The 22,100-nt window shown below is 64.9% G+C and carries 19 protein-coding genes; 8 read left to right on the top strand and 11 right to left on the bottom strand.

The genetic code is table 11. The annotated features are described in order from the left end of the window. Window positions 1-13 precede the first annotated feature (13 nt). Entirely contained in the window at window positions 14-595 is a 582-nt protein-coding gene (locus ACU4IU_RS14865; protein WP_259357851.1) for a hypothetical protein, read from the bottom strand. Window positions 596-651: 56 nt separating this feature from the next. On the opposite strand from ACU4IU_RS14865, the gene ACU4IU_RS14870 reads away from it, so the two are divergent. Both ACU4IU_RS14870 and mdlC read left to right on the top strand, forming a co-directional pair. Continuing rightward, the gene (locus ACU4IU_RS14870; protein WP_446657166.1) at window positions 652-1,593 is read left to right on the top strand and encodes a D-2-hydroxyacid dehydrogenase family protein; all 942 of its coding nucleotides are present in this window, start codon (window positions 652-654) and stop codon (window positions 1,591-1,593) included. Window positions 1,594-1,689: 96 nt separating this feature from the next. Then, the gene (gene mdlC, locus ACU4IU_RS14875; RefSeq protein WP_446657167.1) at window positions 1,690-3,336 is read left to right on the top strand and encodes a benzoylformate decarboxylase; all 1,647 of its coding nucleotides are present in this window, start codon (window positions 1,690-1,692) and stop codon (window positions 3,334-3,336) included. Between the two features lie 141 nt (window positions 3,337-3,477). Here mdlC and ACU4IU_RS14880 read toward each other — a convergent pair whose 3' ends face one another. Then, complete coding sequence (locus ACU4IU_RS14880) at window positions 3,478-4,299, bottom strand: aldo/keto reductase (RefSeq protein WP_139468878.1); 822 nt, start codon at window positions 4,297-4,299, stop codon at window positions 3,478-3,480. Window positions 4,300-4,431: 132 nt separating this feature from the next. Next, on the bottom strand, window positions 4,432-5,802 hold the full coding sequence (locus tag ACU4IU_RS14885; protein ID WP_446657168.1) for a PTS transporter subunit EIIC: 1,371 nt from the start codon (window positions 5,800-5,802) through the stop codon (window positions 4,432-4,434). Window positions 5,803-5,819: 17 nt separating this feature from the next. On the opposite strand from ACU4IU_RS14885, the gene ACU4IU_RS14890 reads away from it, so the two are divergent. Further along, on the top strand, window positions 5,820-6,152 hold the full coding sequence (locus tag ACU4IU_RS14890) for a PTS glucose/sucrose transporter subunit IIB (RefSeq protein WP_259357855.1): 333 nt from the start codon (window positions 5,820-5,822) through the stop codon (window positions 6,150-6,152). A 123-nt stretch (window positions 6,153-6,275) separates the two neighbouring features. After that, the gene (locus ACU4IU_RS14895) at window positions 6,276-6,728 is read left to right on the top strand and encodes a PTS sugar transporter subunit IIA (RefSeq protein ID WP_446657169.1); all 453 of its coding nucleotides are present in this window, start codon (window positions 6,276-6,278) and stop codon (window positions 6,726-6,728) included. 25 nt (window positions 6,729-6,753) lie between these two features. Here ACU4IU_RS14895 and ACU4IU_RS14900 read toward each other — a convergent pair whose 3' ends face one another. Then, window positions 6,754-7,272, bottom strand: a complete 519-nt coding sequence (locus tag ACU4IU_RS14900; protein WP_139908485.1) for an adenine phosphoribosyltransferase — start codon at window positions 7,270-7,272, stop codon at window positions 6,754-6,756. 92 nt (window positions 7,273-7,364) lie between these two features. On the opposite strand from ACU4IU_RS14900, the gene ACU4IU_RS14905 reads away from it, so the two are divergent. Then, window positions 7,365-7,982, top strand: a complete 618-nt coding sequence (locus tag ACU4IU_RS14905) for a protein-L-isoaspartate O-methyltransferase family protein (RefSeq protein WP_446657170.1) — start codon at window positions 7,365-7,367, stop codon at window positions 7,980-7,982. On the opposite strand, the gene ACU4IU_RS14910 is transcribed toward ACU4IU_RS14905, so the two are convergent. The 3 genes from ACU4IU_RS14910 to ACU4IU_RS14920 all read right to left on the bottom strand — a co-directional run bounded on the left by ACU4IU_RS14910 (window position 7,933) and on the right by ACU4IU_RS14920 (window position 12,200). Next, complete coding sequence (locus ACU4IU_RS14910; protein WP_446657171.1) at window positions 7,933-8,484, bottom strand: hypothetical protein; 552 nt, start codon at window positions 8,482-8,484, stop codon at window positions 7,933-7,935. The genes ACU4IU_RS14905 and ACU4IU_RS14910 overlap by 50 nt on opposite strands. A gap of 108 nt (window positions 8,485-8,592) precedes the next feature. Next, window positions 8,593-10,413 (bottom strand): ABC transporter ATP-binding protein, encoded by a 1,821-nt coding sequence (locus ACU4IU_RS14915; protein ID WP_139468871.1) that lies wholly within the window; start codon window positions 10,411-10,413, stop codon window positions 8,593-8,595. Continuing rightward, on the bottom strand, window positions 10,410-12,200 hold the full coding sequence (locus ACU4IU_RS14920; protein WP_248283983.1) for an ABC transporter ATP-binding protein: 1,791 nt from the start codon (window positions 12,198-12,200) through the stop codon (window positions 10,410-10,412). The genes ACU4IU_RS14915 and ACU4IU_RS14920 overlap by 4 nt, the downstream gene beginning before the upstream one ends. A gap of 371 nt (window positions 12,201-12,571) precedes the next feature. Between ACU4IU_RS14920 and ACU4IU_RS14925 the strand changes: the two genes are divergently transcribed. The 3 genes from ACU4IU_RS14925 (at window position 12,572) to ilvC (ending at window position 16,156) form a co-directional block, all read left to right on the top strand. Further along, window positions 12,572-14,506 (top strand): acetolactate synthase large subunit, encoded by a 1,935-nt coding sequence (locus ACU4IU_RS14925; protein WP_139468870.1) that lies wholly within the window; start codon window positions 12,572-12,574, stop codon window positions 14,504-14,506. Next, a complete protein-coding gene (ilvN, locus tag ACU4IU_RS14930; protein ID WP_139468869.1) occupies window positions 14,503-15,018 on the top strand; it encodes an acetolactate synthase small subunit in 516 nt (171 codons plus the stop codon). The genes ACU4IU_RS14925 and ilvN overlap by 4 nt, the downstream gene beginning before the upstream one ends. A 106-nt stretch (window positions 15,019-15,124) precedes the next feature. Continuing rightward, window positions 15,125-16,156, top strand: a complete 1,032-nt coding sequence (gene ilvC, locus ACU4IU_RS14935; RefSeq protein ID WP_376906222.1) for a ketol-acid reductoisomerase — start codon at window positions 15,125-15,127, stop codon at window positions 16,154-16,156. A 188-nt stretch (window positions 16,157-16,344) separates the two neighbouring features. Here the strand turns inward: ilvC and ACU4IU_RS14940 are convergent, their stop codons facing one another. The 4 genes from ACU4IU_RS14940 to ACU4IU_RS14955 form a co-directional block, all read right to left on the bottom strand. Next, window positions 16,345-18,147 (bottom strand): ATP-binding cassette domain-containing protein, encoded by a 1,803-nt coding sequence (locus ACU4IU_RS14940; RefSeq protein ID WP_446657172.1) that lies wholly within the window; start codon window positions 18,145-18,147, stop codon window positions 16,345-16,347. A gap of 3 nt (window positions 18,148-18,150) precedes the next feature. After that, window positions 18,151-19,824, bottom strand: a complete 1,674-nt coding sequence (locus ACU4IU_RS14945; RefSeq protein WP_446657173.1) for an ABC transporter substrate-binding protein — start codon at window positions 19,822-19,824, stop codon at window positions 18,151-18,153. 143 nt (window positions 19,825-19,967) lie between these two features. Further along, complete coding sequence (locus ACU4IU_RS14950) at window positions 19,968-20,966, bottom strand: ABC transporter permease (protein ID WP_446657174.1); 999 nt, start codon at window positions 20,964-20,966, stop codon at window positions 19,968-19,970. Continuing rightward, the gene (locus ACU4IU_RS14955) at window positions 20,963-21,952 is read right to left on the bottom strand and encodes an ABC transporter permease (RefSeq protein WP_446657175.1); all 990 of its coding nucleotides are present in this window, start codon (window positions 21,950-21,952) and stop codon (window positions 20,963-20,965) included. The genes ACU4IU_RS14950 and ACU4IU_RS14955 overlap by 4 nt, the downstream gene beginning before the upstream one ends. Window positions 21,953-22,100 lie beyond the last annotated feature (148 nt).

The raw sequence follows: 22,100 nt of genomic DNA on the forward strand, positions 1-22,100 counted from the left end.
GGTCCTTCTGTGTTCAGATGAGTCCGACTGCCACCAGGAGCACCAGCACCAGAGTCACCCCGATGACGCCCCGGCTCCATCGAGTGCTGACGTCCTCGGCAACGCCGGACGGACCTCTTCGCACAGCCGTTCCAGGGGCATGGGCCTGAGCATGCTCCCATCGACGCAGCAGCTCGAACGCGGGGTGATTGTCCAGAGACTCCGGTCGCGTTCCGCCGGTCAGTCCGGAATCGATCTTCCGTCGCGGCATTCCGGGAGCGTTCCACGGTCGAATGGTGCGTTCGACCCCCTCCGCCGAGGCGGTTTCGATCGTCACGACAGAACCCAGCCGAATATCACGGATTCGGGTGAACGGCACCGTCGTCGTACGCAGGATCTCCCTGACCTCCACCTCGTCGGTTCCGACGACGAGAGCCGGCCGCCAGAGGACGATGAACGCGAGCCAGCCGATGAGTACAAGCCCTGGACCGAAACGGCCGACGGTGTCCCACGCCCCGCGCAGCAGCGCGTCGCCGAGGAGGAAAGCGAGGAACGCCCACACGATGACCGTGATGATGGGGCCGCTGCGTTGTCTCAGGATGATCGGTGCACTCACCAGCCCAGCCTATCGGCTCTAGGATGTAGGTCACACGACTTCAGGAGAGGAACACAATGCGCATCGTCGTTCTCGATGACTATCAGCAGGTGGCAGGCAAGTTCGCGGACTGGAGCGGTCTCGACGCCGGGGTCGAGTTCATCGATCGTCACATCGTCGACGACGATGACCTGGTGCAGGTCCTCTCCGGCGCCGAGGTGGCTGTGGCGATGCGGGAGCGAACCGCCTTCACCGCCGGCCGGCTGGAACGGCTGCCGGACCTCCGTCTGCTCGTGACCACGGGACGGGTCAACGCCTCCACCGACGTGGAGGCGGCGCGTGCGCAGGGGATCGTGGTCTGCGGAACCGAGTCGACCACCTCGGCGACACCGGAGCTGACCTGGGGACTCATCCTTTCCGTTCTGCGCAGCATCCCGGCCGAGGACGCCGCTGTCCGAGGCGGCGGCTGGCAGTCGACCGTCGGGGGAGACCTCGATGGGCACCGCCTCGGCGTGGTCGGTCTGGGACGTCTGGGAACGAAGGTCGCGCGGGTCGGTGCGGCCTTCGGAATGGATGTCGTGGCGTGGAGCCAGAACCTCGACGCGGAACGGGCGGACGCCCTGGGCGTGCGCGCGGTGAGCAAGGACGAACTGTTCTCCACCGCGGACGTGGTGACGATCCACTACAAACTCAGCGACCGCAGCCGAGGACTCGTGGGAGCCGCCGAACTTGAGACGATGAAGCCCGACAGCATCCTCGTCAACACCTCGCGCGCCGGACTCGTCGACACCGACGCGCTCATCACCGTGCTGGAAGCAGGTGGGATCCGTGGGGCCGGACTCGACGTCCACGACGAAGAGCCGCTGCCGGTGGACCATCGCCTCCGCAGCACACCGCGCACTGTGCTCACCCCGCACCTGGGATACGTCACCGAAGACACCTATCGGATCTTCTTCACTCAGGCGGTCGAGGACATCGCAGCCTGGGTCGCAGGAGAGCCGATCCGCGTGCTGGGCTGAGCCGACTCGAATACGCCAACGGATATGGTGAGGTGGGAGAGGCGCCACACAACTCGGCTCCTCCGTGCGAGAACTATGAACGAAAGCAGAGGCACAATGGTCGACCAATCCGACAGAGACGACGGAGAGAAGACAGTCCTCGACGCGAGTCTGGAGGTCTTCCGTGCCCACGGGATGACGACGATCTTCGGAAATCCGGGATCGAACGAACTGCCGTTCCTCGCAGGACTGGGCGACGACTTCCGGTTCGTCCTCGGTCTGCACGAGCAAGTCGTCGTCGGTATGGCCGAAGGATTCGCACGGGCCACGGGAGGGCCGGCGTTGGTGAATCTGCACGCCGCCTCGGGGTCGGGCAACGGCATGGGGGCGTTGACGAACGCCCACTACGGCCACGTTCCGCTGGTCGTCCTCGCAGGTCAGCAGGTGCGCCGCACCGTCGGTCAGGAGACGATGCTCGCCAGCGTCGATGCCTCGATGCTGCCCGCCCCGCTGGTGAAGTACTCGCACGAGCCGCTTTCGGCCACCGACGTGCCGCGCACGCTGTCGCAGGCGGCACTCGAGGCAACCACCCAGCCGAGTGGTCCCGTCTATGTGTCCGTTCCGCTCGACGACTGGGACGAACCGGCCCTCCCCGATGACGAACTGTTGGCGAAGCGTTCGGTGACGACGGCAGGAACCATGCCGGAGTCGCTGCGCCGCGAACTCACGGACGTTCTCGACGGGGCACAGAACCCTGCCCTCGTCCTCGGCCCGCAGGTCGATGCCGCAGCCGTGGCTGATCCGACGGTCTATGAGGACGCAATGGTGCTGGCCGAACGCCTGAACGCCTCCGTCTACGTCGCACCCTCACCGACGCGGTGCCCGTTCCCGACGACCCATCCGAACTTCGAAGGCGTCCTGGTTCCGGGCATCCGATCGGTGCGCGACCGATTGTCCGGCCACGACGTCGTGCTCGTTATGGGAGCCGCCACGTTCCGGTACCACCGCTGGGAGCCGGCGAACTATCTGGAGCCGGGCACCGAGGTCATCCAGATCACCCAGGACCCGCGTGAGGCGACACGGGCACCGTTCGGCCGCGCCGTCGTCGCGGACGTCGCGACCGCGCTCGCCGACCTCGCTGCAGCGACGACGGATCGAGGAACTCGCCGAGGCGACCGTGGGTCTCGAATCGTCACCTCCCCGCCGCGGTCAGAGCAGGGAATGACCGGCACCGAGGTGCTCGCCGTGCTCAACGATCATGTCGACGACAGCGTCGTGTACGTCAATGAGACGACCACCCTCGACCTCGACTACCTCGAGCGGATCGTCATCGACAGGCCGGGCATGTACCACTTCCCGGCCTCGGGAGGGCTCGGCTTCGGGCTGCCGGTCGCGCTGGGTTTGGCGATCGGTGACCCGGAGAAGACCATTGTCGCCACCGTCGGTGACGGGTCGGCGAACTACGGGCTCACAGCTCTGTACACGGCCGCCCAGTTGGGCACGAAGACGATCTTCGTCATCGTCAACAACTCCGGATACGGTGCGCTCTCCGGATTCGCCGAGCGGATGGGCGTCCCTGACACCCCGGGGCTGACTCTGGGCACGATCGACTTCGTGTCGTTGGCGCAGGGCTACGGTGTCCCGGCCAGCCGGACCACGACTCGCGAGGAATTCGACGCGGCCTACCGTGAAGCGCTGCAGGCCGACGGACCGGTGCTCATCGACGCCGTCGTCCTCGGCGTCGACGGGCGGACGGTGGCGTGACAGAACGACGAAGCCGCCGGAGAGTCGGAACTCTCCGGCGGCTTCGTCATTGCTCGACCTGACTGCCCAACCGGCCACGTCGGTCACGATCGTTGGTCGGGGTGGGCCGCCTCGGCGAGGTTTTGGTCGAAGCTGAACGGGTCAGTTCACCTCGGCGGGATCGGCCGAGACGCGGCCGCCGTTTTCGAGCGCGTCGATGGCTGCCACCTCGGCGTCGGTGAGTTCGAAGTCGAAGACGTCGAAGTTCTGCTCCATGCGGTCGCGGTTGTTCGACTTCGGGAAGACGACGTGACCCTTCTGCAGGTGCCAGCGGATGATCGCCTGAGCCCAGGACTTCTCATGGGCGGCGGCGATCTCACCGATGACGGTGTTCGCGTAGTCGACCTTGCCCTGGCCCAGCGGACCCCAGGCTTCGATCTTGATGTCGTGCTCGGCGAGCAGCGGACGGGTCTCGACCTGCTGGAACTGCGGGTGGACCTCGATCTGGTCGACGGCCGGGATGATGCCCGTGTCGAGGATCTCCGGCAGGAAGCGGTGGTCGAAGTTCGAGACGCCGATCGAGGTGGTCAGGCCCTGGTCGCGGTAGCCGGGGAAGGCCTCCCAGGTCTCGACGGAGTTCTTGTTCGCCGGGGTCGGCCAATGGATGAGGTAGAGGTCGACATGGTCGAGGCCGAGCTTCTCCAGGGATTCTCCGAGGGCCCGCTTGGATTCCTCCGCACCGTGGCGGTCATTCCACAGCTTGGTCGTCACGAAGAGTTCGTCGCGGGAGATCCCGGACTTCGCGATGGCCCGGCCTACGCCTTCCTCATTGCCGTAGACGGCAGCGGTGTCGATGTGGCGGTAGCCGACTTCGAGGGCGTCGGTGACGATGCGTTCGGTCTCGTCGGGGTCGACCTTGAAGACGCCGAATCCCAGCTGCGGGATCGTCTTGCCGTCGTTGAGAGTGAGTGTGGGAACCGTCATGGTGCCGCCTTTCGTCACGTATGCACTGGTCAGGACGGATCCGAGACTGATCGGGTCCGCCGGTTCGGCACCCGGTGAGGGCACCGAACCGAGCGTATAACGTCACCGGGCCCCGGAGCATTCCATGGACGGTCAGCTTCTGCCCTCGTCCTGTGCGCGCTTCTTGCCCGTGGACTCTTCGGCGGCGATCTGGGCTTCGTCGAAGACCGAAGGAGCACCGGTGCCGGTGTCGGTCTCGTCCTCGCGGCCCGGGGTGTGCAGATTGAACTTGATGATCGCCCACCGGAACAGGAAGTAGTAGATGACGGCATAGGCCAGGCCGATGACCAGCAGAAGCAGGACCGGTCCGATGCCGCCGGACAGTTCCGACGCTCGTCCGAGGTTGAGCAGATAGTCCAGCGCACCGGCCGAGAAGCCGAACCCGGATTTGATGCCGAGCGCATTCACCAATGCCAGAGATGTGCCGGTGAGTACGGCGTGGACCGCGTAGAGCGGGAATGCGACATAGGCGAAGGCGTATTCGAGCGGCTCCGTGATTCCGGTGATGAAGGCGGTCAGCGCCACCGAGAGCATGATGCCGCCGACGACCTTGCGGCGCTTGGGATGGGCGGTGCGATAGATCGCCAGGGCCGCGGCCGGCAGCGCGAACATCATGATCGGGAAGAAGCCGGTCATGAATGACCCCGTCCAGTCGGCCGTGCCGTCCACACCGGAGAAGAAGCAGGTGATGTCGCCGTGTGCGGTGTCCCCCGAGGAGGTGGTGCACGAACCCAGTTGGAACCAGGGCAGATTGTTCAGCAGATGGTGCAGTCCGAAGGGGATGAGGAGACGGTTGATGGTGCCGAAGACGAAGCCTGTGCCCGGGTTGGCTCCGTGCTCCATGAGGAAGCCGCCCACGCCCTTGTTGATGAGGGCGTCGAAGACAGGGTAGATGAACGCCATGATCACGGCGATGACCATCGACGCGACCGCAGTCACGATCGGGACGAAACGGCGACCGCCGAAGAAGCCGAGGTAGGTCGGCAGCTTGATCCGGTGATAGCGCTGATAGAGCAGGGCGGTGATGATGCCGACGACGATTCCGCCGAGCACTCCGAAGTTGATGACGTTCTCGCCTTCACCGTTGTCCGAGCCGAAGCTCGGAGCCATGGCGGTGAAGACTCCGGTGAGGACCATATAGCCGACGACGGCAGCCAGTGCCGTGGAGCCGTCGGCCTTCTTCGCGAAGCCGATGGCCACACCGACGGCGAAGATCAGCGGCAGGTTGTCGAACAGAGCCGAACCGGCGGCCGCGAAGACCGTCGCCACCGGCAGCAGCCAGTCCGCGAACTGGCCGAGTCCGTCGGCGCCGAGCATGTCCGGCTGGCCGAAGCGCATGAGCAGGGCCGCGGCCGGCAGCACGGCGATCGGGAGCATGAGGGAGCGCCCGACGCGTTGGAGCTGGGCGAATCCTGGTATCGCCTTCCTGCGCTTCTTCGGTGCCTCAGCGGATTCGGTGGTCATCGGGTTCCTCCTCGGAAATGGGGCAGTCGGTCACGAGTCGCCGTAGACTTGTGACGCAGATCGCAGAACGTGAAATCGACGCCGGCGCGTGGACGCCGGAGATGAAGGTGACAGACATGGACAAAGCAGCGCAGATCCTCGCCGGACTGGGCGGTGCCGACAACATCGACGACATCGAAGCGTGCATCACTCGCCTGCGCGTCGAGGTCGACGATGACTCTCTCGTCAACGAACAGGCGCTCACGGCAGCCGGTGCCTTCGGCGTGGTGGTGCAGGGGAGCGCGGTCCAGGTCGTCGTCGGTCCGGAGGCCGACAACCTCGTCGATGACATCGAAGACCTCATGGGCTGAGTCACGTCTTCGTCTCCTCTGCTCGCCGGTGAGCATCTGCTGGTCGACAGTGATCCTTGTCTGTAGTCTGAGGTCAGTCTAGGCGAAGTACAACTGATTTTGGAGAAAGGCGGCCTGCTGACTATGGCAGTCACGATCGCTGCACCCATCACCGGCACGGTGATCCCATTGACGGAGGTTCCCGACCCCGTCTTCGCAAAGGCGCTCGTCGGCCCCGGTGCGGCCGTCGACCCCGGCGAGGCCGCGACCCTGACGGTCACGGCTCCTGTCTCAGGAAAGCTGACGAGCCTCAAACCCCACGCGTTCGTCATCTCTCACCGGCCCGATCAGGGTGTGCTCGTTCACCTGGGCATCGACACCGTTCACCTGAAGGGAGGGGGTTTCACGCTCCGTGCCGAGGCCGGGCAGCAGGTCGAGGCCGGCGAAGAGATCGTCGTCTGGGACTTGGCCGCCGCCCGGGAGGCGGAGAAGTCCGTGGTCGTTCCGGTCGTCGTCCTCGAAGCCGACGCCGAGAACCTGACCCTCGCCGAGGCGGGTCCGATCTCTGCCGGCGACGCCCTCATCCGAATCAGCTGAGGACGTCCGAGTCAGCTGAGGCGTCTCACTCCGCGAAGAGGGTATGAACCTCGCCCGTATGCTCGCGTCCGCCGAGCGCGGTGAGCTCAAGGACGACGGCTGAGCCGATGACCTCGGCGCCGAGATCGGCGACCAGGGACTGGGCCGCTGTGAGCGTTCCGCCGGTGGCGAGGATGTCATCGATGAGCAGCACGCGCTCGCCCTCCTTCAGAACATCGGGACCTTCGATCGTGGCAGTGCCGTATTCGAGCGTGTACGACACAGCAGCCGCTGGGCGGGGGAGCTTTCCAGCCTTGCGGATCGGCAGGATTCCGACTCCCGTCATCGCGGAGATGGTACCCGCGAAGAGGAAGCCACGGGCCTCGAGCCCGCCGACGATATCGAACTGACCTGCGAAAGGCTCGATGAGCGCCTCGGTGACGGCCCGCATCGCCGGACCATCGGCGAGCAGCGGGGAGATGTCGCGGAAGACAACTCCCGGTTCGGGATAGTCAGGAATTGAGGTGATGAGGCTCTGGGCGCGGCCGAGATCAGATTGAGTCACGGCACAACGATACTCGGTGACGCCATTGTGCCCTCAGCGCGGATCGGCACAATGGGAGGTGCCGGGGGGGGTCGCTGGGGATCGGAGGAACCATGACAACGGATGAGACGCACGATCGAATCGCCGAGGCGTTCGCCCGGGTTCCGCGCGAACCGTTCCTGCCGGTGGCGGAACGTCAGAACGCCTCAGACAATGTGCCCCTGCCGATCGGGCACCGGCAGACGAATTCGCAGCCGAGCACCGTCGCGGACATGCTCCGGCTGCTTGATCCGCAGCTGGGGGACACCGTCCTCGACCTCGGATCTGGCTCCGGATGGACCTCGATGCTGCTCGCCGTCCTCGTCGGGCCGACCGGGCGGGTGCTCGGGGTCGAACGGCATCCCGAGCTCGTCGAATCCTCGCGGGCGGCCATCGAAGCTGTCACCGCCGATTCCGCTGGCCGAGAGACCCTCGCCGAGGTGGTCCTCCACGAAGCCGTTACAGGTGCCCTCGGCCTCCCGGCTGAGGCACCGTTCGACCGGATCCTCGTCTCCGCCGGGGCAGAATCACTGCCCGACCAGCTCGTCGATCAGCTGACTGTCGGCGCCACCATGGTCATTCCCGTCGCAGGGGAGATGCTCCGCGTCGTTCGAGACGGTCCTGGCTCCGACGAGCTGACGGTCACTCGTCACGGCTGGTATCGGTTCGTGCCGCTCGTCGTCGGCGAATGAACCAGGAAACAGTGATGGCCAAGCCGGCAAAGGCCATCGGCATAACCATGTACAAGTCCTCCGAGTCGTAGAGGGGAGTCCTCCACGACCACGGTAGCAGGGGGTGGCCGAGTTTCGCCTCGGCCACGATGAGTCCACAGAGTGCGGGGAAGAAGACCACGCCGATGAGCAGCCCTGACCAGGAGGTCTTCTCGGTCTCATCAATGGAAGGAACGTCCAGCTCGATTCCACGCTTGCGCGCATAGCCTTGGACCGCACGGCGTGGCAGATCGAATGTCGTTGCGACCATCACAAGCATTCCTGCCCACCACAGTCCCGAGGCAATCAAGAGCAGGGCGATGATCGCCGCGGTCCACCTCGTCACCTGACCGCCGCGGGCAATGGCGTCGCCGATGATCCGACGCTCCTCCGTTCGGCTGCTCATCTCGGCATCGCTGTCGATCTCGACCACATCGTTGATGTCGGCCGCTGCTTCGGTCTCGTTCTGTGTCTCGGAGTTCACGGGCGTCCTCCTCGTCGATTCGGCTCGTCTTATATACAGCAACATACTTTGCTGGAACTGCTGAGTCGACCACGCTGGTGATGACGAGCGGCAGGAGGACGGGAGGACTCACACGAGGGAGTCGCGCCAGGCCTGGTGCAGCTGTGCGAACTTCCCGGTGCCGGAGATGAGTTCGTCGGGTGTGCCGTCCTCGATGATCCGACCGGATTCCATGACCAGCACGCGGTCGGCGATCTCGACAGTGGACAGGCGGTGGGCGATGATGATCGCTGTCCGGCCCTCGAGCACCGTGGCCAGAGCGTTCTGCACCAGCCGCTCGGACGGGATGTCGAGGTGCGCAGTCGCCTCGTCGAGGACGACGACATCCGGATCAGCGAGGAACACCCTGGCAAAGGACACGAGCTGACGCTGGCCAGAACTCAACCGGCCGCCGCGCTTCTTCACATCCGTGGCATAGCCCTCGGGCAGTCGGCGGATGTACGCATCCAAGCCGACCGCGGTCGCGGCCGCCACGACATCGTCATCGCTGGCGCCCGGATTGCCGATGCGGATGTTGTCGGCAATGGTGCCGGCGAAGAGGAACGACTCCTGAGTTACCATGACGACCGACGATCGCAGCTGTGCATCGTCGAGGTCACGCAGATCCACCTCGTCGAGGGTGATCCGTCCAACGCTTGGATCGTAGAAGCGGGTGACGAGCTTGACCAGGGTCGACTTGCCCGCGCCGGTGGCGCCGACGAGCGCGACGATCTGTCCCGCCGGGATGTGGAGATCGAAGCGGGGGAGGACGTCGGGGCCGTCGGAGTAGGCGAAGCGGACGTCGTCGAGATCGAGGGCACGACCGCTGGCAGCCGCGTCACTGGTTGCGTGCGCAGGCAGAGCCTGCGGCTGGGTCGGTTCGACCACCTCGGGGTCGGTGTCGAGCACCGCCGCGATCTTCTCCAGCGCCGCCGAGGCGGACTGGTAGAGATTGAAAGCCTGAACGAGTTCATCGAGAGGACCGTAGAAACGACGCAGGTAGAGGATGAAGGCGGCGAGCACGCCGATCTGCGTCCACCCCTCGATGACGAGCCACGCACCGATGACGATGATGACCGTCTGCGTGACGTTGCCGATCAGCCGCGTCCACCCGGCGAACCAGGCCACCCCGCGCAGGGCATCCGTGTTCGCATCCCGATACCGGGCATCCTGATCGCTCAAGGTCCCGCGCCGCTCGGGCTGACGCCGGTACGCCTGCACGGCGCGGATGCCGCCCATCGTCTCGACGAAGTGGACGATGACCTTCGCGATCGACGTCCGCGTGCGCCGGTAGGCGCTGCGCTGAGTCGAATGCGCCGCCTTCGTGATGAAGAACAGCGGCACGAATCCAGCGAAGACGACGATCGCCAGCGGCACATCGAGGACGACGAGGGTGACGGCGATGAAGAGCATCTGCAGCACCGCCAGCGCCGTATCGAAGAGCGAATACGACAGGAACTGCTGCACCGATTCCATGTCCGAGGTCTGCCGGGACACGAGCCGACCCGAGGTCGACTTCTCGTGATAACCCAGGTCAAGACGCTGAACATGGGTGAAGACCCGCTCGCGCAGGGTGAAGAGGATCCGCTGAGCGGTGATCCCGACGAGCCTGGTCGACGTGAACGCCAAGATCGCCGAGGCGATTGCTGAGACCACGAAGAGCGTGACCGCCCGGATCAGGGGATCCATATCGCCGTCGATGGCTGCGGGCACACCTCGATCGAGGGCATCAGCGATGAACACCGGCCCGATGACCATCAGCGCAGCCGTGAGCACGACGATGACGGCGAGGAAGACGGCCATCGCCAGGTGCGGCCTGACCAGCGACATCAGCAGGGTGCGGGCCTTCTTCGCAATGTCCGGCGGCAGCGACTCGATCTCGTCGTCGCTGTCGAGACGTGGCATGCTCATGGTGTCCCTCCTTCCTTCGCCGAGGCGGCCGCACCCGGATACGTGTGTGCATCGGCTTTCGCGCTCGCCCCCATGAGTTCGCGGTAGAGCTTCGAGGACTCGAGCAGCTGTTCGTGGGTGCCGAGCGCTGCGATCCGGCCCTCGTCGAGCACCGCCACCACATCGGCCAATGCCGCTGTGGATGGGCGGTGGGCGATGATGAGAGTCGTCGAATCCGGCAGGATCTCCCGCAGGGCCCGCTGTACCCGATCCTCGGTGTCGACGTCGACGGCCGAGAGCGGGTCGTCGAGAACGAGGATGCGCGGACGCCCGATGACCGCACGAGCCAGAGCGAGGCGCTGACGCTGACCGCCGGAAAGTGACAGTCCCTGTTCGCCGACCTGCGTATCCAGACCATCGGGCAGTCGGGAGACGAAATCCTTCGCCGCCGCGATCTCGAGGGCCTCCCAGATCTCTTCCTCGCCCGCGCCCGGGGAACCCATCTCGACGTTCTCGGCCACGGAAGTCGAGAACAGGATCGGGTCCTCGAAGGATACGGACACGAGGTGACGCAGCTCGTTCACCGGCATGTCTCGGATATCGACGTCGTCGATGCTCACCGTGCCGGCGGAGACGTCCTGAAGCCTGGGCACCAGAGACGCCAGAGTCGTCTTCCCCGAGCCGGTTGCCCCGACGAGAGCGAGAGTCTGACCGGGCTCGATGGTGAGATCGAGACCGCGCAGGGTCAGTCGCTCGGTATCAGAGAAATGGAAATCGACGTCGTCGAAGCGCAGCTTCCCGCGGTAGTGGCCGACTTCGGGAGCATCGTCGACACCGCCGTCGGTATCGGTGATGTCATGGCGGATGTCGATGACCTCCCAGTACCGTCCTGCGGCGGTCAGCGCCATGAGCGCATCGGCGAGCAGGAAGCCGAGCATCTCGATGGGCATCCGCAGCACCATCGAGATCGTCACGGCCGCCACGACCGTGCCGATCGTCGTCCAACCCTCGATGACACCCCACGTGCCGACGGCGACGATCGCGGCCTGAGCCAGGGTCGGCAGCAGCAGGAGCACGCTCCACAGCCAGGAGTCGAGCTTCGCTTTGCGGATCTCCAAGGATTTCAGCCGGGTGGAGATCTCGGAGAAGCGCTCGGCGGCCCAGGGGGAGCGTCCGAACGACTTGAGGATGCGGATGCCCTGGATGGACTCCTCGACGTCGGTGGTCAGTTCGCCCATAGTGTCCTGCGACCGACGGGAGGTCTCCCGATAGTGCTTCTCGAAGACGGCGACCGCGATGATCGCCGGCACTGCCATGATGATCATGATCAGACCGAAGACGGGCTGCATGATCACGAGCATCACCGTGCCGACGGCGAGCACGATCGGTGTGGAGAGGAGGAACGGGAGCCCGAACGCGAAGAAGCGACGCAACTGAGACAGATCATTCACCGCGCGCGAGAGGAGCTGGCCGGACTCCCAGGAGTCGTGGATCGCCACCGAGGTGTACTGCAGACGATCGAACAGGCGCGAACGCCACGTCACCTCCCAATGGGAGACGACGGGAGCGACGACCATGCGCCGTGCCCACATCCCGACAGCCTCGGCGATGCCGATGAACAGGACCCCGAGGACCGGCAGCCACAGGCCCGACAGATCGCGGTGGGCGATGGGTCCGTCGACGATGTAGCCGGTGATCACGGGGACGATGAGCTGGATTCCGTTGGCCAGGAGAGTGAGGACGAGCACGAGGACGTACACGCCGATGCGGGAGCGGAGGTCAGGCCAGAAACGGAGGAGGGGGCGCACGAGAATCCAGCCTAGTCGCAGACTGTGATCTATTCCACGAATCTGGCAAACAGGCTTCCCGTTTCTCTGTGCGCTGAAAGTTGAGGTCGAGCGGAACGGCGGTGGGGAATGGGGACGCTGTGCCGCCTCGGCGAGTCTCGCCTGGCAATCATCGTCGGTCTCGAATGTCGGGACGAACGTTTGCGAGGTTTGACACTCTCGAGTGCTGCGGGGAACTATTGAGGCATGACTCACCTTCTTGTCGTCGTTATTACCCAGCGCGCGGATCTTCCGTAGCCTGTCGAGACGACACGTTCCGCGCGCCCCTACCGAATCCGGAGGGGCTTTTTTAATGCGGAGATGAGAAGGAAACCCAGGAAGGATAGGAATCGATGGCAGCCAAGCCCTCGACCGCGAAAGACACGGGCACTCAACCCGCGTCCGCACCGGTCACAGCCACACCGTCCAGCATTCGCCGCAACACCGGGCCGGAGGTCCTCACCGGCGCACAGGCGATCGTCCGCAGCCTCGAGAAGCTCGAGGTCGACACGGTATTCGGGCTTCCCGGCGGCACCATCCTTCCCACCTACGACCCGCTGTTCGAGACGGACAAGATCCGTCACATCCTCGTCCGTCACGAGCAGGGCGCCGGCCACGCGGCCGAAGGCTATGCGGCCGCATCGGGCAAGCTCGGCGTGTGCATCGCCACCTCGGGTCCGGGCGCGACGAACCTCATCACGGCCCTGGCCGATGCGCACATGGACTCCGTGCCGATGCTCGCGATCACCGGTCAGCAGGCCTCATCGTTGCTCGGCACCGACGCCTTCCAGGAAGCCGATATCGTCGGCATGACGATGCCGGTGACCAAGCACAGCTTCCTCGTCACCCGTGCCGAGGACATTCCGGCGGCGCTCGTCAACGCCCACCACATCGCGACCACCGGCCGTCCCGGCCCCGTGCTCGTCGACATCACCAAGGATGCGCAGACCGGCACGGCCCCGTTCGTCTGGCCGGAAGAGCCGGTGCTGCCCGGCTACCGCCCGATCCTCAAGCCGCACGCCAAGCAGATCCGCGAGGCCGCACGCCTGATGTCCGAGGCTCAGCGCCCGGTGTTCTACATCGGCGGCGGAGTCATCCGCTCGGAGGCCGAGAAGGAGCTGCTGCGCCTGGCAGAGGCCACGAACATCCCCGTGGTCACCACGCTCATGGCGCGCGGAGCCTTCCCCGACTCGCATCAGCTGCACCTGGGCATGCCCGGAATGCACGGCAGCGTGCCTGCCGTCACCGCCTTCCAGAAGGCCGACCTGCTCATCGCCATCGGTGCCCGCTTCGACGACCGCGTGACCGGCAAGCTGGACTCGTTCGCGCCGAACGCCCAGGTCATCCACGCCGATATCGACCCGGCCGAGATCGGCAAGAACCGAGAGGTCGATGTCGCCATCGTCGGCGATGCCCGCGAAGTGCTCGCCGAGATGCTCGCAGAGATGCGCAGCAAGTTCCCCAAGGCTCTGGAGCGCCAGCGCGAACCGTGGTGGCGCTTCCTCAACCGTCTCAAGCAGACCTACCCGCTCGGCTATGAGACGCACGGCGAACTGTGCGATCCGCAGTACGTCATCTCCCGGATCTCTGCGCTCACCGGCCCCGAGGCGGTCTATGCCGCAGGCGTGGGGCAGCACCAGATGTGGGCTGCTCAGTTCATCGAATTCGAACGCCCCAAGTCCTGGCTGAACTCCGGCGGTCTCGGCACCATGGGTTACTCCGTGCCCGCGGCCATGGGTGCGAAGGTCAGCCAGCCCGACCGCGTGGTGTGGGCGATCGACGGTGACGGCTGCTTCCAGATGACGAATCAGGAGCTGGCCACCTGTGCGCTCAACAACATCCCGATCAAGGTCGCGATCATCAACAACTCGTCGCTGGGCATGGTCCGTCAGTGGCAGACCCTGTTCTACGACGGCCGCTACTCGAACACCGACCTCAACACCGGTCACGAGACGATCCGCATTCCCGACTTCGCCAAACTGGCCGAAGCCTACGGCTGTGAGGCGATCCGCGTGGACCGCAACGAGGATGTCGACGCCGCGATCGAGAAGGCGCTGTCGATCAATGACCGACCGGTCGTCCTCGACTTCACGGTCCCACCGGATGCGATGGTGTGGCCGATGGTCGCGGCAGGCGTGTCGAACGATGAGATCGAGTACGCCCGCGGCATCCGTCCCGAGTTCGACGGAGAGGGCGAAGAGGAGGCCGAGGCCGCCATCGCCGAGGCCGGAGCGAACGAAGACGGCACGGTGCGTTCCGTGGCTCAGATCGAAGGAGGCCTGGAATGAACAGCAGCCGACACACACTCTCTGTCCTGGTCGAGAACAAGCCCGGCGTGCTCACCCGGTTCACCGGGCTCATCGCCCGCCGCGGCTTCAATATCCACAGCCTCGCCGTCGGTGTGACAGAACATGAGGAGCTGAGCCGGATCACCGTCGTCGTCGACGTCAACGACGTTCCGCTGGAACAGGTGACGAAGCAGCTGAACAAGCTCGTCAACGTCATCAAGATCGTCGAACTCGAACCCGAGTCCTCGGTGCGTCGTGCGCACATCATCTACAAGGTGAAGGCGAATGCGGCCACACGACCCCAGGTCGCCTCGGCGGTGGAGATGTTCCGGGCGAAGATCGTCGACGTCGGACCCGACTCCGTGAGCATCGAGGCCACCGGTGAGCTCGGCAAGGTCGAAGCCCTGCGCGAGGTCCTCGAACCCTTCGGGATCAAGGAGATCGTGCAGTCGGGAACCGTGGCCATCGGCCGCGGGGCGAAGTCGATCACCGACCGCGCACTGCGTGGCTGATTTCGCGTTCCAACTTGTGGAACCCCGCTCATCTCAATACGTGAACAGCAGTACCGAACTGTGAAACAATGGGGACATCACCCCGTAACCCGAAGGAGCTAGAATTATGGCAGCAGAACGCTATTACGACGACAATGCAGACCTGTCGATCATCCAGGGCAAGAAGGTCGCCGTCATCGGCTACGGCAGCCAGGGCCACGCCCACTCGCTGAGCCTGCGCGACTCCGGCGCCGAAGTCCGCATCGGCCTCAAGGAAGGCTCGGCCAGCCGCGACAAGGCCACGGCAGAGGGCCTCGAGGTCGGCACCCCCGCCGAGGTGGCCGCATGGGCCGATGTCATCACCATCGCCGCACCCGACCAGGTTCAGGCCGAGATCTTCAACAACGAGATCAAGGACCAGCTGGCTCCCGGCAAGACCCTCGTGTTCATCCACGGCTTCAACATCCGCTACGACTACATCAAGGCTCCCGAGGGCGTCGACGTCATCATGGTCGCCCCGAAGGGTCCCGGCCACGTGGTTCGTCGTGAGTTCGTCGACGGCCGCGGTGTGCCCGTGCTCGTCGCCGTCGAGGTCGACGCCTCCGGCAAGGCCTGGGAGACCGTGCTGTCCTACGCCAAGGGCATCGGCGGCCTGCGCGCCGGCGGCATCAAGACCACCTTCACCGAGGAGACCGAGACCGATCTGTTCGGTGAGCAGACCGTGCTCTGCGGCGGTGTCTCGCACCTCGTCCAGTACGGCTTCGAGACCCTGACCGAGGCCGGATACCAGCCCGAGATCGCGTACTTCGAGGTCCTCCACGAGCTCAAGCTCATCGTCGACCTCATGGTCGAGGGCGGCATCGCCAAGCAGCGTTGGTCCTGCTCCGACACCGCTGAGTACGGCGACTACGTCTCCGGCCCGCGGGTCATCACCCCCGAGGTGAAGGAGAACATGAAGGGCGTCCTCGACGACATCCAGAACGGAAAGTTCGCCGAGCGCTTCATGAACGACCAGAAGAACGGCGCACCGGAGTTCAAGGAGCTGCGTGCCAAGGAAGAGCAGCACCCGATCGAGTCCACCGGTCGCGAGCTGCGCAAGATGTTCGCATGGCTCAAGGACTCCGACGACGACTACACCGAGGGCACTGCCGCTCGCTGAGTCGGAATCATCGGCTGAGTCTCAACCTCGCCGAGGCGGCCCCAACGCTGCGATGCTGTGACCGCCCCAGCTGGGAGAGCTGAGAGAAGGAGCCCTGGACACCATTCGGTGTCCAGGGCTCCTTCACATTCACAGATCTCGGCTGGTCAGACGGCCGGTGCTGTCGCTCTGGCAGCCGGCTCGCCCGGTCAGGCGGCCAGCCGGGCAGCGCGTCTGGCGGCTTGGATCTGCGGATCCGGCAGGGGAGCGGATTCGATGAGCTCCTTCGTATACGCCTGCTGGGGCGCAGTGAGCACTTGAGCGCTCGTGCCCTGTTCGACGATCGCTCCATGCCTGAGCACGACGACGGTGGAGGCGAGCTGCTCGATGACTGCAAGGTCATGACTGATGAACAGACAGGCGAAATCGTGGACCTCGTGGAGTTCGGCCAGCAGACGCAGCACCCCGCGTTGGACCGAAACGTCGAGCGCGGACGTCGGCTCATCGGCGATGAGCAGCTTCGGATCCAGAGCGAGTGCCCGCGCAATGGCCACACGCTGACGCTGACCACCGGAGAGCTCGTGCGGATAGCGCTCGGCGAAGTCACCGGGCAGCTGCACATCGTCGAGGAGCGCAGCCACGCGTGCGTCGATCGTGTGAGAATCGAGGCGACGATGGACCCGCAGGGGCTCGCCGATCTGAGAACCGATGGTCCGCCGCGGATTGAGTGCGCCGCGTGGGTCCTGAAAGACCACACCGATATCGGCGCGGCGACGTCGCTGAGCCCGGTTCGGGCGGGTGGACACGGCCTGACCGTCGACGAAGACCTGACCGCTGCTGAGCTTCTGCCCGCCGGTGAGGACAGTGGCGATCGTCGACTTCCCGGAACCGGATTCGCCCACGAGTCCGGTGATCGAACCGGCAGGAATCTGCAGGTCGATGCCCTCGATCGCGGTGACCGGGCCCGCCGAGCTCCTGTGCACGACTGTGGCAGATCTGAGCTCGGCGGCGATTGCCGGAGCAGTTGATCCATCTGGTGCTGTCGATGCATCCGGAGCGCTGGATGAACCGGTCTCCGGTTTCGACCTTCCAGATCCGAAGTCACCGAGGCGGGGGACCGCAGCCAGCAGCTGGCGCGTATATTCTTCCTGCGGGTCCGAGAACAGTTCGTCGACCTTGCCCTGTTCGACGATGCGACCGTTCTTCATCACGGCCACTTCGTCGGCGATATCGGCGACGACACCCATATCGTGGGTGATGAGGAGGACGGCCTGCCCTTCCTCAGTCGCTTGGGAGCGGAGAAGGTCGAGGATGCCCGTCTGGACCGTGACATCGAGAGCCGTCGTCGGTTCGTCGGCGATGAGCACACGCGGGGCATTGACCGTCGCCAAGGCGATCATCGCTCGCTGCAGCTGACCACCCGAGAGCTGATGCGAATAGGCTCGCATGATCCGGTCCGGGTCGTCGAGGCCGACCTTGACCAACTGGGCTCGTACCCGGTCTCTCACCGATGTTTCGGCAGCAGATGCGGCACCGGCCCTCGCCTCCGCACCTCCAGCGGGTTCTGCTCCACCCGGCGAAGAGCCCGCGCGGTGACGGTGAGCACGAACCGCCTCGGCGATCTGATGACCGAGGCGGAACATCGGATTGAACGCGCTCATCGGCTCTTGGAAGACGACGCCGATCTCCGCCCCACGCACTCCGCGCAGCCCAGTGGGGTCGAGCCCGACGAGTTCACGGCTGTCTGCAGCTGTACCGGTTAGGCCCGCAGAGCTCAGAAGCACGGACCCCGTCTGCTCCGCGCTTCCTGCCAAGCCGAGTGCAGCCAGTGCGGTCACGGACTTGCCCGAACCGGACTCGCCGACGAGGGCGAGGATCCGGCCGGGAACGAGGTCGAAAGACACCTCACGGGTGATGACCTTCGGTCCGAACGACACGCAGTGGTCACGATAGGACAGTGCAGCGCGGTCAGTCGGAACGGTCTCAGGCGACGGCGCAGAATCGGCAACCATGGATCAGCCCTTCAGCGATGCCTTGAAGTAGACCGGGTAGGCGGGGAAGTCGCCGATGACGAAGTTCTCCACGTTCGACCCGTGCAGGTAGGAGTTCTTGTTATAGGTCAGCGGTACGATCGGCGCCTGCTCCATGATCGCCTTGTCGGCCTCGGCCCAGACCTTCTGAGCTGCGGTCGGGTCGACGGTCTCGGTGGCCTTCTTGATGAGGGCATCGACCTTCTCATCGGAGAAGTGCGAAATGTTGTAGTTGCCGTTGCCGATCTGTGAGGAGTCGAAGAGCGGAGCGATATTGCCGTTTGCCGATGGGAAGTCCGGCTGCCAGGAGCTCAGGGCGAGATCGTAGTCGCCCTTGGCATCCGTTGCGTCGGCGGAGAAGGTGTTCGAGTCGACGGATTTGATGGTCACCTTGATATCGGCGCGTGCCAGTGCTTCCTGGACAGCTTCTGCTTCGGACACGGAGGTGGCGTCATTGGCGACGAGCAGCCTGAGGTCACCGAGCTTCTCTCCGGATTCCTCGAGCAGGGACTTCGCCTTCTCCACATCGCCTTCCGGCTTCGCCTCGTACAGGTCGTAGTCGACGCGTCCGGGGATGCCTGGGGTGATGAGGGTCGAGGCGAAGTCGCCCGAGATCTCGCCTCCGGCGGCGATGCGGAACGTGTCCTTGTTCACCGCATATTTGATCGCCTGACGAACCTTGACGTTGTCGAGTCCCTTCGAATCGTTGTTCATCGCCAGGTATGACAAAGCTCCGGGGCCTGAGGTGACCAGACGCGACTTCGCATTCGGATCGTTCTGCACCTGGGCGAGCTGAGCAGCGGGCACGAAGCTTGCCGAGAAGCCGTTCTTCGCATCCCCGGAATCGGAGATGAGCGCCTGCGCAGTCACCGAAGCATCCTGACCGAGTTTGAAGACGACTTCGTCGGGGCCGGCGGTACGCACCGGATCGGTCTTCTCATCCCAATTGTCATTGCGGGTCAGCACCGCCTCGGCACCGGACTTGTTCGACTCGACCTTGTACGGACCCGATGCGATGGGATCGAGGCCGTATTTGCCCGGATCGTCCTTCGACTCGGGCACGGGGGAGAAGGCCGGCATCGACGCGATCCACGGGAAGTCGCCGAACGAGGAATCGAGGTGGAAGACGATCGTCTTCTCATCAGGAGTCTCGACGGACTTGAGCTCCTTGCCCTTGAACGGGCCCGCATAGTCATCGCCGCCCTCAAGCAGCGTCTTGTGATAGCTGAGCCCTCCGGAGAGTTCGGTGGAGAAGGAGCGTTCGATGCCGTACTTGATATCGGCCGAGGTGATCTCCGAGCCGTCTTCGTACTTCAGCCCGTCCCTCAGCGTGAAGGTCCAGGTCTTGCCGTCGTCGCTGGCTGTACCGGTGTCAGTGGCGAGATCCGGGACGACCTTCGCCTGTTTGCCTGGCTGGATGTCCCAGGTGGTCAGGCGGCGGTGGACGAACGACAGGGACGTGATCGCCAGGCCCTGGCTCTTGCCCGGATCGAAGTCCATATCCGGGGCGTCGGAGAAGATGTTGAGCGTCCCGCCCTTGTGCGTTTCGCCGAGGGTGTTGGACTCCCCGCCGTCCTCGTTCAGTTCAGGGTTGGCATTGCAGCCGCTGAGGACGAGACCCAAGGACAGGGTGGCGGCGATGAGTGCTGCGCGTTTCATGGTGTGCCTTTCGGATGTGCGGCGCTGACTGCGTCGCGAAGTCGGTCAAGAGACGAATGAGGAGGAGAGCTGGTATCGACATCGCCGCCGAGGTGGCCCCGTGCGCATGTGTTCGTGTGCGGTGCTCATCGGCCGGTCACCGTTCATCGGACGGCCTTGATTCGCGGGTCGAGCAGCGAATAGCTGAGATCGGCCAGCAGGTTGGCGATGATGACGACGGCGGCTGCGAAGAGAGTCACACCGACGATGACCTGGATGTCGAGGTTCGACACCGATTCGAGCAGCAGAGTCCCGACTCCGCCGAGCCCGAAGACCTTCTCCGTGATCACGGCCCCGCCGAGGAGTCCGCCGATATCGATGGCGAAGAGCGTCGTCAGCGGCACCACGAGGTTGCGCAGGCCGTGTTTGCCGATCACCGTCGTTTCGGACAGTCCCTTGGCCCTGGCAGTGCGGATGAAGTCCTGGCTGAGCACTTCGAGCATCTGTCCGCGAGTGAGCCGGGCATAGATGGCGCCGTTGGCGATGGCGAGCACGATCCACGGCAGGATGAGGTGGAAGGCCCACATTCCGGGGTTCTCGGTGAACGGCACGTAGCCGCCGATCGGCAGCACGTTGAGGGTGAAGCCGAAGAGGAGGATGCCGAGCAGCCCGAGCAGATAGGTCGGTGCGGAGATGCCGGTGATGGCGGCGCCCATGACCGTGCTGTCGGCGGCAGTTCCGCGTTTGAGAGCGGCGATGAGACCGGCGGCTATTCCGCCGACGCTCCACAGGACCGCAGCTCCGAGGGTGAGCGAGAACGTGATCGGCAGGCGGTCGATGACGAGATCGGTGACCGAATCGCGCAGACGGAACGAATACCCGAAGCAGGGTGCGTTGCAGTGGATTGCGGTCGCGCCCTCACCATAGGTGCGCCCGTCGACGATGCCGCCGAGGAAGTCGAAGAGCTGCTTCCACCAGGCCTGATCGACGCCGAGATAGCGCTCGACCTCGGCCAGACGTTCCGGGGAGCAGGGTTTGCCGCACGAATACTGTGCCGGGTTCGCAGGCATGAGGTAGAAGATCGCGAAGCACGCAGCGGCGATGATGAGCAGTACGAAGGCCGCGCCGAGGAGGCGCATGAGGATGAATTTCGTGCGGTTCATGCCTGCCCTCCCGCGCTCAGCGGATCAGTCGAGACGGGAGCAGCCGCGGGGGCCACCTCGGTGCTGGTGGTTGTCGGGGCCTCAGCCTCGGACGGGTCGAGGGCATCGCGGAGGCCGTCGCCGAACATGTTGAATCCGAGCGTGACGAGGAACAGTGCCATTCCGGGGAAGATGAGATACATCGGGTCGACTTGGACCCAGCTGATGGCATCGGAGATCGATCGGCCCCATGACGGAGTGGGCGGGTTGACGCCGACGCCGAGGAAGGACAGCGCAGCCTCGGCGCCGATCTTGCCCGGAATCGACACTGTCGTGAAGACGATGATGGTGGCGAGGATGTTCGGAATGATCTCACGGATGATGATGCGGCCGCTGCCGATGCCCTGCGCCGCGGCGGCGCGGACGAATCCGCGCTCCCGCAAGGACAGGGTCTCGCTGCGGACGACGCGGGCGATCGACGGCCAGCCGAAGAACCCGATGACGAGGATGAGCAGCAGCGGTCGGGGGACGCTGGCCGGGACCGTTGCGGACAATGCGATGGCGAAGATGAGGAACGGGAAGCCGAAGATGATGTCGGTCAGCCTGGAGAGCAGACGGTCAGCGACTCCACCGTAGAAGCCGGCGATGAGACCGACTGCGACGCCGACGATGATGGACACCGCGGTGGAGGCAAGACCGATGAGCAGTGACACCTGCGCCCCATAGCTGACGATGGCGAAGAGATCTCGGCCCGTGCGGGGTTCGACGCCGAACCAGTGTTGAGCACTTACTCCGCCCAATGGTCCGGTCGGGGCTGTGTCCGGGCCGAGTGCATCCGGGTTGTAGGCATACGGGCTGTTGCCGGTGATCGCAGAGAATGCGGGAGCGAGCGCAGCGAGGGCGACGAAGAAGACGACGAGCGCGAGGCCGATCATGGCGGGACGGGACCGCCTCAGGCGCGTCCAGACGGTGATGCGCTGACCGCGTGGGGGTGGTGCTTGAGCCATGTTCTGCTTTCTTCGACGGCGTCGCCGTTCTTGAGTCGAGCGGGTGTGCTCGGAGAAGGGCGGGTGCGACCCGGAGGTGGCCGGGTTCGGCTTGGTTGCCTGAACTGCTCAACAATTATTACTCCTGAATTCCTCCTGGGCAAAGTCT

The sequence above is a fragment of the Brevibacterium sp. CSND-B09 genome (assembly GCF_052906525.1).

Bases quoted from the DNA above. Each gene is read 5' to 3' on its own strand.
- ACU4IU_RS14905 (WP_446657170.1), top strand. From the start codon at position 7,365: ATGACAACGGATGAGACGCACGATCGAATCGCCGAGGCGTTCGCCCGG.
- ACU4IU_RS14890 (WP_259357855.1), top strand. From the start codon at position 5,820: ATGGGGCAGTCGGTCACGAGTCGCCGTAGACTTGTGACGCAGATCGCA.
- ACU4IU_RS14885 (WP_446657168.1), bottom strand. From the start codon at position 5,802: ATGACCACCGAATCCGCTGAGGCACCGAAGAAGCGCAGGAAGGCGATA.
- ACU4IU_RS14895 (WP_446657169.1), top strand. From the start codon at position 6,276: ATGGCAGTCACGATCGCTGCACCCATCACCGGCACGGTGATCCCATTG.
- ACU4IU_RS14925 (WP_139468870.1), top strand. From the start codon at position 12,572: ATGGCAGCCAAGCCCTCGACCGCGAAAGACACGGGCACTCAACCCGCG.
- ACU4IU_RS14870 (WP_446657166.1), top strand. From the start codon at position 652: ATGCGCATCGTCGTTCTCGATGACTATCAGCAGGTGGCAGGCAAGTTC.
- ACU4IU_RS14915 (WP_139468871.1), bottom strand. From the start codon at position 10,413: ATGAGCATGCCACGTCTCGACAGCGACGACGAGATCGAGTCGCTGCCG.
- ACU4IU_RS14880 (WP_139468878.1), bottom strand. From the start codon at position 4,299: ATGACGGTTCCCACACTCACTCTCAACGACGGCAAGACGATCCCGCAG.
- ACU4IU_RS14950 (WP_446657174.1), bottom strand. From the start codon at position 20,966: ATGAACCGCACGAAATTCATCCTCATGCGCCTCCTCGGCGCGGCCTTC.
- ilvC (WP_376906222.1), top strand. From the start codon at position 15,125: ATGGCAGCAGAACGCTATTACGACGACAATGCAGACCTGTCGATCATC.
- ilvN (WP_139468869.1), top strand. From the start codon at position 14,503: ATGAACAGCAGCCGACACACACTCTCTGTCCTGGTCGAGAACAAGCCC.
- ACU4IU_RS14940 (WP_446657172.1), bottom strand. From the start codon at position 18,147: ATGGTTGCCGATTCTGCGCCGTCGCCTGAGACCGTTCCGACTGACCGC.
- ACU4IU_RS14945 (WP_446657173.1), bottom strand. From the start codon at position 19,824: ATGAAACGCGCAGCACTCATCGCCGCCACCCTGTCCTTGGGTCTCGTC.
- ACU4IU_RS14955 (WP_446657175.1), bottom strand. From the start codon at position 21,952: ATGGCTCAAGCACCACCCCCACGCGGTCAGCGCATCACCGTCTGGACG.
- mdlC (WP_446657167.1), top strand. From the start codon at position 1,690: ATGGTCGACCAATCCGACAGAGACGACGGAGAGAAGACAGTCCTCGAC.